We start from the raw sequence: 14518 nt of genomic DNA, 5'->3' as shown, positions 1-14518 counted from the left end.
TCGTGTGGTGGGTGAACGGCGTCCGCGCCTTCGCCGACCGGCGCGGGGTGGGCCGGCACTGGGAGGCGTATCTCATCGTCGGCCACCGGCCGTGGCACCCGCGTGATCGGCGGGTGTCCCGGTCGGCGGCTTCCGCCCCCATGGGTTTGACTCGGGGGGTGCGCCGGATGCTCTCTCTGCTCCTCGTCGCCCTCGGTGCGGCCGGGGCGCTGCTCCTGGTGGGCACCGTCTCGGCGTGGTGGTGGTGCGCGGCGGGCCCGCTGCTCGCGCTGACCGCGCTCGGCGGCTGGGACCTGACGCAGCGCCGTCACTCCGTGCTGCGCAACTACCCGCTCCTCGGCCATCTGCGCTTCCTTCTGGAGGCACTGCGCCCCGAACTCCAGCAGTACTTCGTCGAGCGGAACTTCGACGGGCGGCCCTACGACCGTGAGGTCCGCACCATCGTCTACGAGCGGGCCAAGGGCGCCGAGGCCGAGGAGCCGTTCGGCACGGAGCGTGACGTGTACGAGGACGGCTACGAGTTCCTGGAGCCGTCGATGCGCCCGATCGAGGTGCCCGAGGAGGCGCCCGTCGTCCGGGTCGGCGGCCCGGACTGCACGCAGCCCTACGACATGGCGCTGCTCAACGTCTCCGCGATGAGCTTCGGAGCCCTCTCGGCGAACGCGATCGTGGCCCTCAACAGGGGCGCGGCGCTGGGAGGTTTCGCGCACGACACCGGCGAGGGCGGTCTGTCGGACCACCATCTGCGGGGTGGCGGCGACCTCGTCTGGGAGATCGGCACCGGGTACTTCGGCTGCCGTACCGCCGAAGGGGACTTCGAGGCACGGGAGTTCGCGGACAAGGCCGCGCTGCCCGAGGTGAAGTGTGTGTCGCTGAAGCTCTCCCAGGGGGCGAAGCCGGGGATCGGCGGCGTGCTGCCCGGGGCGAAGGTGACCGCGGAGATCGCGCGGGCGCGCGGGGTGCCGGAGGGCGGGACCGTGGTGTCGCCGCCGTACCACCGGGTCTTCTCGACGCCCCGTGAGCTGGTGCGGTTCATCGCGCGGATGCGGGAGCTGGCGGGCGGCAAGCCGACCGGATTCAAGCTCTGCGTCGGTTCGCGGCGTCAGTTCCTCGCCGTCTGCAAGGCGATGCTCGCCGAGGGCGTGACGCCGGACTTCATCGTCGTGGACGGCTCGGAGGGCGGCACGGGAGCGGCGCCCCTGGAGTTCGCCGACAACATCGGCACGCCGCTGACCGAGGGGCTGATCACGGTGCACAACGCGCTGGTCGGCACCGGACTGCGCGACCGGATCCGGATCGGCGCGAGCGGCAAGGTCGCGACCGGCTCGGACATCGTCAAGCGCCTCCTCCAGGGCGCCGACTACACGAACGCGGCCCGCGCGATGATGTTCGCGGTCGGCTGCCTCCAGGCCCAGCGGTGCCACACCAACACCTGTCCGGTCGGGGTGGCGACCCAGGACCCGCGCCGGGTCCGTGCCCTGGACGTGGCCGACAAGTCCGAGCGGGTGCACCGGTACCAGCGCGCCACCGTGCGCAGCGCGAGCCAGATCATGGCCGCGATGGGCGTACGCGATCCGCGGGAGCTCACCCCCCACCGTCTGCTGCGGCGCATCGGACCGACGACCGTACGGACCTACGCGGAGCTGTACGAGTGGCTGGCGCCCGGGGTGCTGCTGGCCGAGCCTCCGCTGTCCTGGGACGCGGACTGGGCGGCCGCCGACCCGGACGCCTTCTGACCGCGTCCCCCCGGCCGGCGGCCACCGTCGTCCGCCGTCTCGCGCTGCGGAGCGACCTCGGCGGCGGTGCCCGGCGACCCACGCGGGACGTACGACCGAATACACCAAATGCCCGATATGCAGATCCGCCCTATGGTGCTCGTATGGAGCACGCACTCAGCCCCGCGACCCTGACCGAGCTGCGCCGGCCGCGGCCCTATCCGGCGGTGTCGGTGCTGACGCCGACCCACCGCCGTGAACCCGACAACGCCCAGGACCCGGTGCGGCTGCGCAATGTCGTGGCCGCGGCGAGGAGACAGCTGGAGGCGGACCCGGCGGTGACCCGCGAGCTGCGGGCGGACGTCGTCGAGCAGTTGGACCGGGCGGTCGCCGAGATCGATCTGGCCCACGCCGAGGACGGTCTGGTGATCTTCGCGGCCCCCGGTGAGCACCAGGTGTGGTCGCTGGCCCGCTCCGTGCCCGAGCGGGTCGTCCTGTCGGACACCTTCCTGACCCGCAACCTCGTCGCGGCCCAGGCGGCCGAGCGTCCGTTCTGGGTGCTCTCCGTCTCCGCCGACCGGGTCACGCTGTGGAACGGCGGCGCCGACCGGGTCTCCGAGGAGCACCGGGGCGGTTTCCCGCTGACCCGGAGCCTGGAGGACCCCGACGCCGAGCGCAAGGAGCGCGTAGGTGATCTGCCGAGCACCTTCCGCGACGAGCGGACGCGGCAGTTCCTGCGGGACGCGGACACCGCGATGAACGCGATCCTGCGCGAACACCCGCGGCCGCTGTACGTCACCGGTGACGCCGCCGCGCTGTCGCTGCTCGACGAGATCGGCACGGTCACCAAGGAGGGCGGGCACATCGCGCATGGCGGCCTGGCGAACGGGTCGCCCGACGCCGTATGGCAGGCGGTCCGCCCGATGATCGCCGCACAGGCGCGGACGTCCGCCGACGAGGTGGCCAGGGAACTGGACTCGGCGCGCGGACGCAAGGAGTTCGCCGCCGGGGTCGACGAGGTGTGGCAGAACGCGGCCGACGGCCGGATCAGGCTGCTCGCCGTCGAGGAGAACTACCGCGCCACGGTCCGCGACGACGGTGACCACCTGGTCCCGGCCGCGGGCGGTGACCTCGACGCGCGGGAGGACATCGTCGACGAGATCGTCGAACGCTGCCTGGAGACGGGCGCCGATGTCCGGTTCGTCCCCGACGGGGGCCTGGGTGACGCGAAAGGCATCGCCGGGGTGCTGCGTTATTGATCTCTCCGGCCGACAATCGGATCGCAGGGACGAAGGATCCGAGCTGTCGTCGGAGAGGTGCGCAACGCGTGAGTGAGCTGTTGGGTGTGGCGGTACTGGGTGCCGGACACATGGGAGCCGACCACATTCGTCGACTCGACCGGGCCGTGAGCGGCGCCAGGGTGGCCGCCGTGGCGGATCCCGACACGGCACGGGCCGAGGAGGCCGTGGCGGGCGTCGACGGGGTGTCGGTGCATGCCGAGGCGGAGGCGGCGCTCGACGCGCCCGGCGTCGACGCCGTACTGATCGCCTCCCCCGGTCCCGCGCACGAGGAGGCTCTGCTCGCGGCGTTCGCGCGCGGGCTGCCGGTGCTCTGCGAGAAGCCGCTGGTGCCTGACTCTTCCGGTGCACTGCGGGTGGTGGAGGCGGAGGTCCGGCTCGGGCGGCGGCTGGCGCAGGTCGGGTTCATGCGCCGGTACGACGCCGAGTACGAGCGCCTCAAGTCCCTGCTGGACAGCGGGCGGCTCGGCCGTCCGCTGATGCTCCACTGCACGCACCGCAACGTCGCCTCGCCGCCCCATTTCACCTCGGCGATGCTGGTCAACAGCTCCGTCTCGCACGAGATCGACGCGGCGCGCTGGCTGCTGGGCCAGGAGCTCACGGCGGTGACCGTGCTCCGTCCGCGGCCCGCCTCGAACGCCCCCGAGGGGCTGCAGGACCCACAGTTCGTGGTGTTCGAGACCTCCGGTGGCGCGCTGGTCGACGTGGAGATCTTCGTGAACTCGGGGTTCGGCTACCAGGTCGCGTGCGAGGCCGTCTGTGAGGCGGGAAGCGCCCGCGTCGGGGACGAGCGCACGATGGCCGTGACCACCGCGGCCGGCCGGTACGAGGAGGTGGCGCAGGACTACCTCGTGCGCTTCGCCGACGCCTACGACCGTGAGGTACGGGCGTGGGTGGACGCCACCCGGGCCGGCCGGGTCACCGGACCCGGCGTCTGGGACGGGTACGCGGCGTCCGCCGTCGCCGAGGCGGGAGTCCGGGCGCTGGAGAACGGCGGCCGGGTGGCCGTCGACCTCGCTCCGCGCCCGGAGCTGTACGCCTGACCCGTTGATCAGCCGCTGACGCTCGCGGCGCCGGTCTCGATGTGCCCGGTGAACCGGCGCGACCAGGTCGTGTCGGAGTCGACCGTCACGGTGAAGTCGTACCAGCCGTTCTGGTAGGCGACCGCGTTGAAGAAGTCCTCGGCCAAGGCGCCCGCGGCGACGGTGTACGTCCAGGGGCCGTCGCCGCGGTAGTGGGTGGAGACCACGGTGAACTTCACCGACGCGGCGGAGGAGTTGGTCATCTTGAGGTAGAGGGCCGTCTTCCCCGTGCCGGGCTCGGCCGCGTAACGAGAGGCGACCTCGGCCGACTTGCCCGCCTTCGTGGCGTCCCCCGTGAAGCGGCGCAGGAAGCGGTTGGGCCCGACCATCGAGAAGTCGTACGTGCCGTCGCCGTACCCGGTGCCGATGTTGAAGGAGTCGGCGGCGGTCCCGCCCGCGTCCACGGTGTACTGCCAGGGCGTGGTGTCGCGGTAGGCGTTCGGGTGGAGCGAGAAGTGCGCGGCCCGCTTGGCGGGGATGCCCTGGTTGGCCATGGTGAACCAGGCGAGGATCTTGCCGGCGGCCCCGAACTCCAGGTGGTCCAGGTAGCCGTTGGGCTGGTACGGCAGGGCGCGGGCGGGCCGGGTGCCGGGCTCCTGGACGGGCATCGCGTTGGTGGCGGGCACCGGGTTGGGCAGCGGACCGCAGGTGTCCATGCCGATGACGCTCGTGGCGGGCAGCGTTGGAGTGCCGTGGACGGGGTGCGCGAAATCGAAGACGCCGGTCAGGTCGCCGGTGACCTCACGCCGCCAGGCGCTGATGTTGGGGCAGGCCGCGGGCTTGCCGAGCGCCCCGGTCCAGGTCTCCAGGAAGCGCAGCACGGAGGTGTGGTCGAAGACCTCCGAGGAGACCCAGCCGCCGCGCGTCCAGGGCGAGATGACGAGCAGCGGGACGCGGAAGCCGAGACCGTACGGGACGCCGTTGAGGAACTCTCCCGCGGTGCCGGCGGGCGGCGCGGGTGGCGGCACGTGATCGAAGAAGCCGTCGTTCTCGTCGTAGTTGAGGAACAGGACGGTGGAGTCGAAGACGTCGGAGTCGGCGGCGAGGGCCTTGTACACCAGGTCGACGAAGTGGGCGCCGTCGCCGGGCGGGGCGTAGGGGTGCTCCGAGAAGGCCTGGTTGGCGACGACCCAGGACACCTGCGGCAGGGTGCCGGCGAGCACGTCGGCCTTGATGGCCGCGGCGATGTCGTCGGGAGTGGAGCCGGTGACCCTCGGGACGGACGCCATGCCGCGGTCGTGCAGAGGGTCGCCGGCCTGGGCGGAGGCGAACTTCTTGAAGTAGGCGCAGCCGTTGTCGCCGTAGTTGTCCTGGGCGTTCTGGTAGACCTTCCAGGTCACTCCCGCCGCCTGGAGCGCCTCGGCGTAGTTCTGCCAGGTGAGTCCGGACTCGTCGCCGCCGTCTTAGCTGGTGCCGTCGACCTTGCCGCTCCACAGGTAGGTGCGGTTGGGGCCGGTGGCGCTGAGCGTGGAGCAGAAGTAGGCGTCGCAGATCGTGTAGGCGTCGGCGAGGGCGTAGTGGAACGGGATGTCGGTGCGGTCGAGGTAGCCGAGCGAGCGGGCGTTGCCGACGCCCGAGACCCAGTTGTCGAGCCGTCCCTTGTTCCAGGCGCCGTGCTGGGAGGTCCAGGAGTGCGGGAGGTCGCCGTTGCACTGCGCGAGGGTCGCGCCGTCGGCGCCGCCCGCCGCGGGCGTGGAGCTGAGCTTCCACGGGTACTGCCGGCCGGTGCCGTTGCGCTGGTTGAAGACCGGGTATCCGCCGGGCAGTGTGATGCCGCTGCGGTCGTCGAAGCCGCGGACGCCCTTGAGGCGCCCGAAGTAGTGGTCGAAGCTGCGGTTCTCCTGCATGAGGACGACGACGTGCCGTACGTCCGTGATGGTGCCGGTGGCGGTCGCCGCGGTGGTCGCGGCCGCCGCGGGCCGTGCTCCGACGGCCATCGCGGTTCCGGCCGCCACGGATGCGCCGAGCCCCACGAAGCCTCTTCGGCTGATCGGTGTCATTCGCCCGCCCTCGTCACTGAGTGGAGTGCCCCTGTGGCACACCGCGCGCAAGCGTGCACCGAGTGATCGTCGAAGGCCATGACGATGCGGTGAGAGGTGGGTGAACAGCGGCGGAAGCCGTGCGCGATGTGCCTGGACTCCGAGCCACGACCGTTACCCCTTATTGCGTGCGTGATAGTATCTAACACTCCTGCTCCCCCGAGACGAAGAGGCGACGACATGGCCGCAGACACCCGGACCGGGACGGGCCCGCGCGACCGGTTCCGCGCGCAGGTGCGGCAGGAAGTGAAGACCGCGGCGCTGCGCCAGCTGGCCGACGGCGGCCCGGAGGCCCTGTCGCTCAACGCGATCGCCAAGCAGCTGGGCATGACGGGCCCCGCGCTCTACCGCTACTTCACCAACCGCGACAGCCTCCTGACCGAGCTGGTCATCGACGCCTACGCCGACCTGGCCTCGGCCCTCGCCGGCGCCGCCGAGGCCTCCCGGGGCGACGCGGCCACCCGGATCGAGGAGCTGGTCCGGGCGTACCGCGCCTGGGCACGGGCCGAGCCGCACCGCTACCGCCTGCTGTTCCGAGCCCCGCTCCAGGGCTACGACGCCCAGTCGTCCCGCCTGGTCGAGGCCGCGCAGCCCGCCATGACGGTGCTCCTGGAGGCCGTGGGCGCTCTGGCGGAGTCCGGGACGGAGGTGCCGCGGGGCGCGGCGGCCGAGTTCCGGGCATGGATGGAGCGGCACACCTTCGAGGACGTTCCGGAGGCGGTGGCCGTGCGGTCCACCCTGCTCTGGGCGCAGTTGCACGGCCTGGTCGGCCTGGAGATCGAGGACAACTTCGCCTCGATGGGGATCGATCCCTCCTTTCTCTACGAGACCACGGTGACCGACTTCCTGCGTTCGCTCTGAGTCACGCACGGGCGGCGGCGCACGCGCCGGGCACGCGGAGGGCTCGTCCGGGACGGCTGGTGCGACAGGCGAACGCGTGACGCACGGGACTCGCACAAACGACCCTCGAACAGGCGATTGAGAAACCCGTCCGGGTCCACCACCTCGGGCTCAAGTCACGTACTCTGTCTACGACTTGACCTCCCGAGCGGCTACCGCATCTGGACCGGTCGCCCACTCCGGGAGGACTGCGGCATATGTCAGAAGCACCACCGTACCGGGTGTTGCCAAATCCCTTACAGCGCGTCGCGGGCTGTGCGACAGTCGTAACGGTCCTTCCGTCAGGCCAGGTTGTACCGTCCCCGCATCGGAGTACCTCATGCCTCCCCATCTCTCTGCGGACCGCCCAGCCGCCCAGCCGTCGCAGCACGGCTCGGTCGACGCGCTCATCTCGCAGACGCGTCGCCTGCGTGGCGAGGTGGACGCCGTCCGGCGTGAGGCGCCCGCCGACGGCGAGGACGTACAAGGACGCTGGCAGCGCGCGCTGTGCACCCTGGCACTGCACCAACTGAACGACCTGGACGAGCACTTGGCGCAGCTCCGGGAAGGACCACCGGCCGCTCCGGCTGAGCCTGTCGCCCCCGCCGTCCCCGCGCCACCGGCCGCTCCGGCCCCTTCCCGGCGCGGCTCACTGCTGAGCCGGGTCGGCAGCGCCGAGTGGAACCTGCTGACGGACGAGGCGAGTTGGTCCGGGGAGCTCTACCAGATCCTGGGACGTGACGCCGCCGCTCCCCCCCTCACCCTCGACGAACTGCCGTCCCTGGTCCTCGACGAGGACCGGCCGATGCTGACGACCATGGTCACGGACTGCCTCATCGACGCCAAACCCATCGACGGGGAGTTCCGCATCGTCCGGCCCGACGGCGGCCTACGCACGGTGCACATGATGGGTGAGCCCGTGCTGGGCGCCGACGGCAGCACCGCCGCGATGTGGGCCGTGGTGCGTGACGTCAGCGAACTGCGCCGCAGTCAGCGGACCGTGACCGAGACCCGTGACTCGCTGGAGCGCGAACAACAGGCCGCCCGGACCGAGCACCGGCTCGCGGTCGAACTGCAGGAGGCCGTACTGCCGCCCTGGCGCGGCTCACTGCGGTTCCCGCGCCAGGGCCCCCAGACGCTCGACCTCGCCGCCCACTACCTCCCCGCCTCCCCCGCCGCCCTGGTCGGCGGCGACTGGTACGACGCACTCGAACTGCCCGGCGGCGACACGCTGTTGAGCGTCGGCGACCTGTCCGGCCACGGGGTGGCCGCGACCTCGGGCATGGCGATGATGCTGGGAGCCCTGCGCGGCATGGCCGTGGCGGGCACCCAGCCCGGTCAGCTCCTCTCCTGGCTCAACCACCTGCTCGACACCACCGTCCAGCCGGCCCTCGGCAGCGCCCTCTGCTGCCGCTACCGGCCCGAGACCCGCACCCTCACCTGGGCGCAGGCGGGACACCCCGCCCCGCTGCTGTTCCGCGACGGGACGGGGCGCGCGCTGACCCCGCCGGACGGCGTCCTGCTGGGCGCCACGCCCGGCGCCGCCTACGGGCAGGCCGAGGAAACCCTCCAGGAAGGCGACGTACTGGTCCTGCACACCGACGGACTGGTCCCGCGACGACCGGCAGCATCCCGCCCCGGCGAGACCGGGAGCGAGGCGGAGTCGGAAGCCGTCCGACGCCTGCTCGGCCTGGCCCCGCGCTTCGACGCGGCCCGCACGGCCCAGGACTGTGTACGGCTGGTCATCGAGGAGTTCGGCGAGACGGAGCGCACGGACGACGCCTGCGTCCTCGTCGTCGGAATCGGTTCCTGACCGGCCGATTCCTGACCCGTCAGTCCCCGACCCGATGGTCCCTGCCCCGATACCCGACAGTCCCCTGCCCCGAGTTCGCGCTCGTCACTCCCCGTCACGGTGGCGACCCAAGCAGCCGGAGTACCGCTCGGACGGGCCCTTCTCCTCAGGCCCGCGCGCTGTTGCCGCCCCGGGGCTTCGACGCCATCCTGGGCAGCGCGAGCTTGATCTCCTCACGCAGATCACTGATCTTCGGGTAGCTGGAGTACTGCCCGGTGAGCCGGTACATCTCGCGCAACCGGTCCCAGGTGCGGTGGGAGGAGTTGGATCCCATCGATGTCAGAGCCAGTCGTGCGTACCGGTCGGCCTGTTCGGGGTCGTCGGCGATGAAGCAGGCCGACGCCAGCGAGATGTGGTCGAAGATCTTCGACCGGTCCCGCCCCGACTCCCTTAGTTTCAGAGCCTCCTTGGCGTGCCGCTGCGCCGTCGCCGCCGCCGCCGGCTCGTGCTCGGCGAGGGTCCGGTAGGCGAGGGCCTGCATGCCGTGCATGTCGGCCTCGTCGAACAGCTGCATCCAGCTCGGCGGAGGCACGTCACCGCGGTCGGAGACGAACAGGTCCTCCGCCACGCCGAGGGTGCGCCGCATGGCCTGGCCCTTGCCCATCGATGCCTGCGCCCAGGCCTCGATGGTGTGGAGCATGGCCCGGGTGCGCGGCAGGACCTCGTCGCCCGAACCGGACTTGGCGAGCTTCATCAGGTCGAGCGCGTCGTCCGGCCGGCCCAGGTGCACCATCTGGCGGGCCGCCCGGGAGAGCGCCTCGCCGGCCCGGGGCCGGTCGCCGCCCTCCCGGGCCGCGTGCGTGGCGATGATGAAGTACTTCTGGGCCGTGGGTTCCAGGCCGACGTCGTGCGACATCCAGCCCGCGAGGACGGCGAGGTTAGCGGCGACGCCCCACAGGCGCCGCTGGAGATGGTCGGGGTGACGGTAGGAGAGCATGCCTCCCACTTCGTTGAGCTGGCCCACGACGGCCTTGCGTTGCAGCCCGCCACCGCGGGACGCGTCCCAGGCCCGGAACACCTCGACGGAGCGCTCCAGTTCCTCGATCTCCTGCGACCCGATGGGGGCGGCCTCGTAGCGGTCGAACCCAGCGGGGTCGGCGTGCAGGGGATCGTCGAACTGCGGAGCGTCGGCGGTGAGGGCCGGATCGGTGCGAAGCCAGTCGTGCATGGCAGAGCTGAGTGCGGATCCCGCGGCGAGCGCGGCACCCGCGCCCACCAAGCCGCGTCGGTTGAGCATGAGGTCCATTCCCGTGAATTCGGTGAGGACCGCGGCGGTTCGCTCGGGCGCCCACGGCATTCCGTCGGGGTGTTCCACACTCCCGCCGCCCTGCCGTTTCCCCGCGCGCCCGTGCCTGACCAGACCGAGGTCCTCGATGGTCACGACACGGCCGAGACGCTCGGTGAACAGAGCCGCCAGCACCCGCGGCACCGGATCGCGCGGGATCTCTCCCATGTCGATCCACCGCCGCACCCGCGAGGTGTCGGTCGACAGCTGGGGGTGGCCCATGGCCGCCGCCTGCCGGTTGACCATCCTCGCGAGTTCGCCCTTGGACCAGCCGGCCAGGCCGAACAGGTCCGCCAGGCGGGTGTTGGGTTGTCCGTTCACGTCAAGCCCCCAGGTTCTCGGCTGATTTCGACAGTAACCGCCTGTCAGTTGCTGAGCGACTATTCGCCAGGGTTCGCCAGGGTGCGCCAGATGGTGTGCCAGTGGACGTCGGGTGTCAGGTAGGAATGCGCCACCCCGACCCGGTTACCGCAGGGCCATTCCCCAGGATGAACCCCAGGGACGGCCGGGCGGGGAGCGCAGCAACTTGCAGGCACACGAAGGGATCTGTTTCGCCCATGTACACAGCATCGTCCTCCGTGTCCGCTCCGCCCCGGTCGTTGCACTCCCGCCCGGTGGGCAGCGGCCCTTACCTCGACCCCGCGCGTCAGGCGGCTCCCGTGCTCGGGGCCGGCCGGGCGCGGCGCGTGCCGGGGCTCGGCACCCAGCCGCTCAGCGGGAGACTCGACTTGTCCGGCCCTCAGGGCGCCCAGTTGCGCACGGCGATCGCGTCGGTGCACCGGATCTGTCCGGAGTTCGCTCCGGTCCAGGTGCTCAGGCGCAGCGGACGCTCCGTGCTCCTCGTCGGTACGACGGGACGCAGCACGGCCGTCGCCAAGTGTTTACTGGACCACTCCCCCGTCTGGGCCGAGCGGATCCGGCATGAAATAGCTGCGTACCGCTCGTTCGTCCGGCACCGCCCGCCCGTGCGGGTGCCCCGGCTGATCGCGGCGGACCCGGAGAACTGCACCCTGGTGATCGAGCGGATGCCCGGCCGGGTGGCAGCGCTCCAGCGGCATCCGGTCGAGGCCCCGCCCCGCGCGGACATCCGGGCGGCGCTGGGCGCGATCTGCCGGCTGAACACCTGGCGGCCGCCGGCCGGTACGTTCAACGCCCCGCTGGACTACGCGGAACGGATCTCGCGCTTCCACGAACTGGGCCTGCTCACGGACCGGGACATGGGCGACCTCCAGAAGCTCGTGCACGGCATCGCCGCCTCCTCGGGGCGCCAGGGCATGGGCCAGTTCTGCCACGGCGACGCCCTCCTGTCGAACATCCTGCTCTCACCGGCCGGTCCAGTGCTGGTGGACTGGGAGCACGCGGGCTGGTACCTACCGGGGTACGACCTGGCGACCCTGTGGGCCGTCCTCGGTGACGCCCCCGTGGCGCGCCGTCAGATCAGCCAGCTCGCCCAGTCGGCGGGACCGGCGTCCCGGGACGCCTTCCTGGTCAACCTGATGCTCGTCCTGACCCGTGAGATCCGTACCTACGAGACGGCCGTGCAGCGTTCCCTGCACGACCTTGCACCGGCGGCACCGGGCCAGACCCCCCCGGCTGCCGCGCCGTCCGGCGAGGAACAGCGGCTGCTGCTCAGGCGGCTGCACGACGACTGCCAGATGGCCCGCCGGGCCGTTCGCGCGGCGGTCGGCACTCGCTGACCGGGGCCGAGGGCCCGCGGAGCGCACCGCAAGGTGGCGCACCGCGGGCCTTCGGCATGTCCGGGCCTGCCGCCGTTCGGGTCATTGGTCCACGCCACTGATGCCGCGCAGGCGGGAGGGCCACCGCCGCGGAAACCTCCTCGCTCGTCGCTGACATGGGAAATCGCCTCGCCCTGCGCATGATTGACGGATCGTCCGGGAGCCGGTAGCACTGACGCGTTCGGCCCGCACGCCCCACCGCGCTCGACCGTCCCAGGAGGCTGCATTGCACCGGTCCGCCACCGACCCCAACGGCACCACCGGACGCAGACGCGTCCGAAGGGCAGCGGGGACCGTCGCCTCGGCGGCGCTGCTGCTGCCGTTGCTGGGCGCCGCTCCCGCGAGTTCCGCCGCCGAGGTGCCCGAGGCCGCAGGGCTGCAGGGGGCCTTCGCCACCGCGGCCACCGAGTACCACGTACCGCAGAGCGTGCTGCTCGCCGTGTCCTATCTGCAGTCCCGCTGGGACACGCACGCAGGTGCCCCGAGCGTCAGCGGCGGCTACGGCCCCATGCATCTCACCGACGCCCGGACGGCGATCGCCGGGTCGCCGCACCACAGCGACGGCACGGAGGACGCCCGCGGCGACAGCTCGCGTCCGGCGCTGCTGCCGGACACGAAGGTTCCCACGGGCGCCGAACTCCCGGCGCGTCTCAAGACGTTGACGAAGGCGGCCGGTCTCACCGGGCTGCCCGCGGAGCGGCTGCGCACGGACGCGGCGGCCAACGTCCAGGGTGGTGCCGCCCTGCTCGCCGCCGCACAGCGTGACCTGGGCCGGCCGCTCAGCGCGGACCCGGCCGACTGGTACGGCGCGGTCGCGCGCTTCTCGGGAGCCGACGACAGCTCCACGGCGGCGACGTACGCCGACGACGTGTACGCGGTGCTGCGGACCGGTGAGGCGCGCACGACGGACTCCGGCCAGCGGCTGACGCTCGCCGCGCAGCCGAAGCTGAGCCCCGACACGGCGCAGCTGCGCGGCGCCGGGCTGCGGTCGGCCTCCGCCGACGGCACCGAGTGCCCGAGGACCGTGTCGTGCGAGTGGATCCCGGCTCCGTACGAGGAGTTCGGGGACGGCGACTACGGCAACCACGACCTGGGCGACCGGCCGGCGTCCGAGAGCATCAAGTACATCGTCATCCACGACACGGAAGGGACCTGGGACGGTGTGCTGAACCTCGTCCAGGACCCGACCTACGTGTCGTGGAACTACACGCTGCGCTCGACCGACGGTCACATCGCCCAGCACGTGAAGGCCAAGGACGTGGCCTGGCACGCGGGCAACTGGTACGTCAACGCGAAGTCGATCGGTCTGGAGCACGAGGGCTTCCTCACCTCGCCGGACGCCTGGTACACCGAGGAGATGTACCGGGCCTCGGCGCGCCTGGTGCGGTACCTCTCCGCGAAGTACTCGATCCCGCTGGACCGGCAGCACGTCCTCGGCCACGACAACGTACCCGGGCCGACCACGTCGACCATCCCGGGCATGCACACGGACCCGGGCCCGTACTGGGACTGGCAGCACTACTTCACGCTGCTCGGGCACCCCTTCCACCGCACGCTCGCGAAGAGCGGCGCGCTGGTGACGGTGCTGCCCACCTTCGCGAAGAACCAGCCGGTGTACACGGGCTGCGTCACGAAGGACGTGCCCTGCGCCACGCACGGCTCCAGCGAGGTGCGGCTCTACTCCCAGCCGGACGAGACCTCGCCGCTCGTCAAGGACGTCGGTCTGTACCCGAGCGGTGCGGCCTCGACGATCGACGTGAACGACGTGGCCTCGCGCGTCTCCACCGGACAGCGCTACGCGGTGGCCGAGCGCTCCGGGGACTGGACGGCGATCTGGTACCTGGGCCAGAAGGCCTGGTTCAAGAACCCGAAGAAGCAGCCGACCGCGGTGACCGCGTCGGGCCCGGTCGTGACACCCAAGGCGGGTCTCGCGGAGGTCCCGGTGTACGGGAGGGCGTACCCCGAGGCGGCGGCCTACCCGGCGGGCGTTCCCGTCCAGGCGGTCTCCCCGTTGCCCTACAAGATCCTCGCGGGCCAGCGGTACGCGGCCGGTGACAAGGTGCCGGGCGAGTACTTCTTCTCCCCGACCTTCGACACCACGGGGCACAAGGTAGTGATCGGCAAGGACATGTACTACGAGATCCAGTACGGACACCGGGTGGAGTTCGTGCGGGCCGCGGACGTCGATCTGATTCGGTAGCCGCTTCCGTAGCTCCTTTCCGTCCGTCGGGGCCGGTCCGCAGGTGCGGGCCCGGCCCCGGTGTTCTTCCCGACGACGATGACCGGGGCAACCGACCAGGGACTGTGCCCGCGAGGTCAGGTTCGGCCGGGCTCGGGCCAGTAAACGACATGTCGTCCCATCGGGGGTTCGTCTGCGCTGAGATGGGTCGAATCACGTCAAGCGGGCACATCTGGGGCGGACATGGGCGACTTCGTCAAAGGGACTTCAACGCGTCCCGCCGACACGGCGGACCCGGGGCGGTGCCAGTGCGGTGGTGACCCGCCCGACACCGTGCCGGCAGGGGCGGAGGAGAGATTTCGGGGGCTGTTGGAGGCGGCGCCGGACGCGATGGTCATCGTCGACGACACCGGCACCATCCGCCTCGTCAACGCCCAGACCGAAGCCCTCTTC

At 71.6% G+C, this 14518-nt stretch carries 9 protein-coding genes and 1 pseudogene; 8 read left to right on the top strand and 2 right to left on the bottom strand.

The window, feature by feature from the left end; all coding sequences use genetic code 11:
• The first annotated feature begins 158 nt into the window (after positions 1–158).
• From AB0C62_RS39335 to AB0C62_RS39325, 3 genes are all read left to right on the top strand, one after another.
• A complete protein-coding gene (locus AB0C62_RS39335; protein WP_362981719.1) occupies positions 159–1736 on the top strand; it encodes an FMN-binding glutamate synthase family protein in 1578 nt (525 codons plus the stop codon).
• Between the two features lie 143 nt (positions 1737–1879).
• Positions 1880–2974: a chemotaxis protein gene (locus AB0C62_RS39330; protein WP_362981717.1), complete on the top strand. Its 1095-nt coding sequence runs from the start codon at positions 1880–1882 to the stop codon at positions 2972–2974.
• Positions 2975–3042: 68 nt separating this feature from the next.
• Complete coding sequence (locus tag AB0C62_RS39325; protein ID WP_362981715.1) at positions 3043–4056, top strand: Gfo/Idh/MocA family oxidoreductase; 1014 nt, start codon at positions 3043–3045, stop codon at positions 4054–4056.
• Positions 4057–4064: 8 nt separating this feature from the next.
• Here the strand turns inward: AB0C62_RS39325 and AB0C62_RS39320 are convergent.
• Positions 4065–6095: pseudogene (locus AB0C62_RS39320) on the bottom strand (phosphocholine-specific phospholipase C).
• Between the two features lie 219 nt (positions 6096–6314).
• Between AB0C62_RS39320 and AB0C62_RS39315 the strand changes: the two are divergent.
• Together AB0C62_RS39315 and AB0C62_RS39310 are read left to right on the top strand one after the other, a co-directional pair.
• Positions 6315–6995 (top strand): TetR/AcrR family transcriptional regulator, encoded by a 681-nt coding sequence (locus AB0C62_RS39315; protein ID WP_362981713.1) that lies wholly within the window; start codon positions 6315–6317, stop codon positions 6993–6995.
• 358 nt (positions 6996–7353) lie between these two features.
• Positions 7354–8826, top strand: a complete 1473-nt coding sequence (locus AB0C62_RS39310) for a SpoIIE family protein phosphatase (RefSeq protein WP_362981711.1) — start codon at positions 7354–7356, stop codon at positions 8824–8826.
• A 145-nt stretch (positions 8827–8971) separates the two neighbouring features.
• On the opposite strand, the gene AB0C62_RS39305 is transcribed toward AB0C62_RS39310, so the two are convergent.
• Positions 8972–10471, bottom strand: a complete 1500-nt coding sequence (locus tag AB0C62_RS39305; protein ID WP_362981709.1) for a hypothetical protein — start codon at positions 10469–10471, stop codon at positions 8972–8974.
• Positions 10472–10707: 236 nt separating this feature from the next.
• Between AB0C62_RS39305 and AB0C62_RS39300 the strand changes: the two genes are divergently transcribed.
• The 3 genes from AB0C62_RS39300 to AB0C62_RS39290 form a co-directional block, all read left to right on the top strand.
• Positions 10708–11847, top strand: a complete 1140-nt coding sequence (locus AB0C62_RS39300) for an aminoglycoside phosphotransferase family protein (protein ID WP_362981707.1) — start codon at positions 10708–10710, stop codon at positions 11845–11847.
• Between the two features lie 265 nt (positions 11848–12112).
• Positions 12113–14086 (top strand): peptidoglycan recognition family protein, encoded by a 1974-nt coding sequence (locus AB0C62_RS39295; protein ID WP_362981705.1) that lies wholly within the window; start codon positions 12113–12115, stop codon positions 14084–14086.
• Positions 14087–14308: 222 nt separating this feature from the next.
• On the top strand, positions 14309–14518 hold a 210-nt coding region (locus AB0C62_RS39290; RefSeq protein WP_362981703.1), incomplete at its 3' end, for a PAS domain-containing protein.

It is taken from the genome of Streptomyces sp. NPDC048643, assembly GCF_040650615.1.
Lineage (GTDB): Bacteria > Actinomycetota > Actinomycetes > Streptomycetales > Streptomycetaceae > Streptomyces.
This window is presented reverse-complemented; position numbering and strand designations above follow the sequence as displayed.